Source organism: Hyphomicrobium sp., assembly GCF_041674905.1.
In the GTDB taxonomy this organism is placed as follows: domain Bacteria; phylum Pseudomonadota; class Alphaproteobacteria; order Rhizobiales; family Hyphomicrobiaceae; genus Hyphomicrobium_B.
The window spans coordinates 1-2,611 of record NZ_JBAYUV010000079.1; the positions used below are offsets into that span (position 1 = coordinate 1).

The window sequence follows — 2,611 nt, forward strand, 5'->3', positions numbered from 1 at the left end:
CCAAATATCCCCGCTATCCTTCTTTTCGCTGAGCGGAAAAATAATAACCTTGCCATCTGGAGAAATCTCCACCGCCATTGGTACAGGCGCGCTCGCCGCAGCTTTGACAGCGCGGTTCAAGTCTGCTTGCGTGACAAGGGCAGGGCGGCGGCTCATGTTAGGAACGATCCTTCATCGGCATGACGATTACCCCAAACTTATCCTTGCCTAAAGAACTCGCCATGAAGTTCGATTGCTGCACGTTCATATTCCGCCGCAGCTTCATGCTTCTTGTCGGCATCGAAATATCCAAGATGAATATTCTTGCCATTATTTCTGATCCTAGCCCGCCACTTCCCGCGAGAAATTTCCCAATGAACACCCTTAACACCTGATGTATTGGTTGATCGTCTGCGTACATTCGCTTTGTTTTGCAAACTCGATACATCTCGAAGATTATTCCAGCGATTATTAGATTTGTTGGCGTCGCGATGGTCGATCTCACCGAATGGCCAATTGCCGGTCATCCATAGCCATGCCAGACGGTGGGAATAGTAATCATTGCCAAATATCCCGATCCTCAAATATCCATGGCCGCTATCAGCGCCAGCGAGTTTTCCTGCAAAACGAATATTCCATACTCTGTTCCTGTCGTCGCGATATTTCCAACGGAACTCACCAGTTTCAGGATCGTAATGCAGGATTGAGCGGATATATTCGGCATCTATCATTTTTCTATCCTCGGGCGGGCGGCGATCATCTTTGTGAAGACTTCGCCTGGCGTAAGCATGTATCCTTCGTCCATCGCGTCAGCGATGGCTTTCATGCCAAGTTGGTTCATGTCTTCATTCGCCTCTATCGGCGCGATGACGAATCCGCTCGCTTCGAGTGAAGCGTATGTGGTTTTGAGCAAGCGTTCGGCCATCGCGTCAGCGTCAGACTCGCGCACGTTGTAGAAATTCTCCCTGAAAAACTCGCTTTCGAGGATGAGCCTGACGGCCTCGTGCGCCTTCTCATGCGCTTCCTTGATGTCGGTCATTTCAGCACCTTCTCGATTTCTGCGAGGGTTGCGTGTGCCTCGTCTATTGACTGCCCTGTGCTTTCGTAGCAACCGGTCTCGACATTATCTATTAGCCGCACCAGCGCCTCTTGCGCCTTGCGGAGCGCATTGCGAAGTGACTCGTTCTCTGCGAGTAGATCGGCACCTTTCTTCAACAGGTCATGCGACATGACCATCGCCTTGTATCTGTCGCGTTCGGCCTCGAGCTCTTCGATGCGGGTAGCGGCTCGTGCCGTGCTATTCTCGATGTCGCGCCAAACTCTGTTGCCGACTGTGGCCGCATAACAATCTGTTCTGCGAACTTTACAGAATGTGGAAATATCTTTTAGCCGTATCACAATACCGCTCATTTGCTTTGCTCCATCAGCGCGCGGAGGGATGACTCAGTATCTATGCAACCCTCATTGTAACCCTCACTAAAATCATCTTCGACAAAATCGCATTGCTGGTTTCGTGCGACCAACGTCGCCTTCTCTAGCGCCTCGCGCTCGATTACGGGGCGGGCGATGGCGAGAGCAGCGGGGCCAATTATTTTCCAGTATACGGCGATCCTCTCATCAAACGCTGCCTCGATATGCTGCGCCACCTTCCAAACTAATTCATCGTCGGTCATCGCGTCATCTCCTAGCGAACATTGGGCAGAAAAACACGCCGCGCCGCGCCTGACTCAAATGCCACGCCATGTCTTCGCGATGTTGCTCCGCGCGACCGGCCTCGAACGCTATCGACGCGACGATGGCTGACGCAAGGATGAAAGCGGCGCGCTTAAACATATAGCCATAGTCTAGGCGGTATCGGTAGCTGGTCTCGCTGGCGTCTCGTCTCTTTCGGCCTATTCGCTATCGCACCTTTCGGCTTCACCGCGCCTATGTGTTTCGCCTCGCGTCTCTTCGCCTTGGCGATGGCGGCAACATCGATCTTCGTCTTACCAGCATGGCATATCAGGCAAAGGATTCGAGCATTCTCGAATGTCGGCTCGCCGGTCAGGCCATCTGGGTTCGAATGATCGCAGTGGTATCCTCCCGGCTTTAGAACAACGCCACACGCTTCACACTTCCCGCCGCAGTGCTTGAAGCGGGCGACAATTGTTGCCTTGGTGAAGTTGCGGCGCTTCACGCTAGCTCCGTCTCTTTGAACGTGACGCCATGCTCAGCAGCGAAAGCGTCAATAAGGTCCAGAAGGTTGCTCATCTCTTCCTTAGACAATTCGCTCGTATGCAGTCCGAGTTGGACAAAACCGCCATCAATCCCAGGAACAATTCGCGCCTTTTTCAATGATGCAGAGAACACGTCTTTCCAGTCTTCGTCTGTTAGCTTATCGCCATACCAATCGACTTGACGTGCAATCTCACCTAAGCGCGCCCACATGATCTTATTTTGCTCAAGCGAGCGTCGCGGCGAATTCCATTCCGTTCGAGTGCCAACCGGAACGCCGCGCGCCCAACGGATGACCTTCTCGCGGTCTGCTTCGGTGCGGATCGTCACGAATGCTCTGCTCACTTGCTTGTCCTCAGAACGGAACGTCACTATCGAGCGCGTCTTTCATCGATCCTCGACGGCCTTGCGTAGCCTC

The 2,611-nt window shown here is 53.0% G+C and carries 5 protein-coding genes; all 5 read right to left on the bottom strand.

Annotated elements, in window-relative coordinates; translation table 11 throughout:
* Positions 1-197: 197 nt before the first annotated feature.
* The 5 genes from WC026_RS17385 to WC026_RS17405 all read right to left on the bottom strand — a co-directional run bounded on the left by WC026_RS17385 (position 198) and on the right by WC026_RS17405 (position 2,523).
* Positions 198-710, bottom strand: a complete 513-nt coding sequence (locus WC026_RS17385; RefSeq protein WP_372712268.1) for an HNH endonuclease signature motif containing protein — start codon at positions 708-710, stop codon at positions 198-200.
* Entirely contained in the window at positions 707-1,018 is a 312-nt protein-coding gene (locus tag WC026_RS17390) for a hypothetical protein (RefSeq protein ID WP_372712269.1), read from the bottom strand. Before WC026_RS17390 ends, WC026_RS17385 begins: the two co-directional genes overlap by 4 nt.
* Positions 1,015-1,389, bottom strand: a complete 375-nt coding sequence (locus WC026_RS17395) for a hypothetical protein (protein ID WP_372712270.1) — start codon at positions 1,387-1,389, stop codon at positions 1,015-1,017. Before WC026_RS17395 ends, WC026_RS17390 begins: the two co-directional genes overlap by 4 nt.
* Entirely contained in the window at positions 1,386-1,652 is a 267-nt protein-coding gene (locus WC026_RS17400; RefSeq protein WP_372712271.1) for a hypothetical protein, read from the bottom strand. Before WC026_RS17400 ends, WC026_RS17395 begins: the two co-directional genes overlap by 4 nt.
* A gap of 499 nt (positions 1,653-2,151) precedes the next feature.
* Positions 2,152-2,523 (bottom strand): recombination protein NinB, encoded by a 372-nt coding sequence (locus WC026_RS17405; protein WP_372712272.1) that lies wholly within the window; start codon positions 2,521-2,523, stop codon positions 2,152-2,154.
* Positions 2,524-2,611 lie beyond the last annotated feature (88 nt).

Excerpts from the sequence above, each read along its gene's own strand:
- WC026_RS17385 (WP_372712268.1), bottom strand. The coding sequence starts at position 710 with ATGATAGATGCCGAATATATCCGCTCAATCCTGCATTACGATCCTGAA.
- WC026_RS17390 (WP_372712269.1), bottom strand. The coding sequence starts at position 1,018 with ATGACCGACATCAAGGAAGCGCATGAGAAGGCGCACGAGGCCGTCAGG.
- WC026_RS17395 (WP_372712270.1), bottom strand. The coding sequence starts at position 1,389 with ATGAGCGGTATTGTGATACGGCTAAAAGATATTTCCACATTCTGTAAA.
- WC026_RS17400 (WP_372712271.1), bottom strand. The coding sequence starts at position 1,652 with ATGACCGACGATGAATTAGTTTGGAAGGTGGCGCAGCATATCGAGGCA.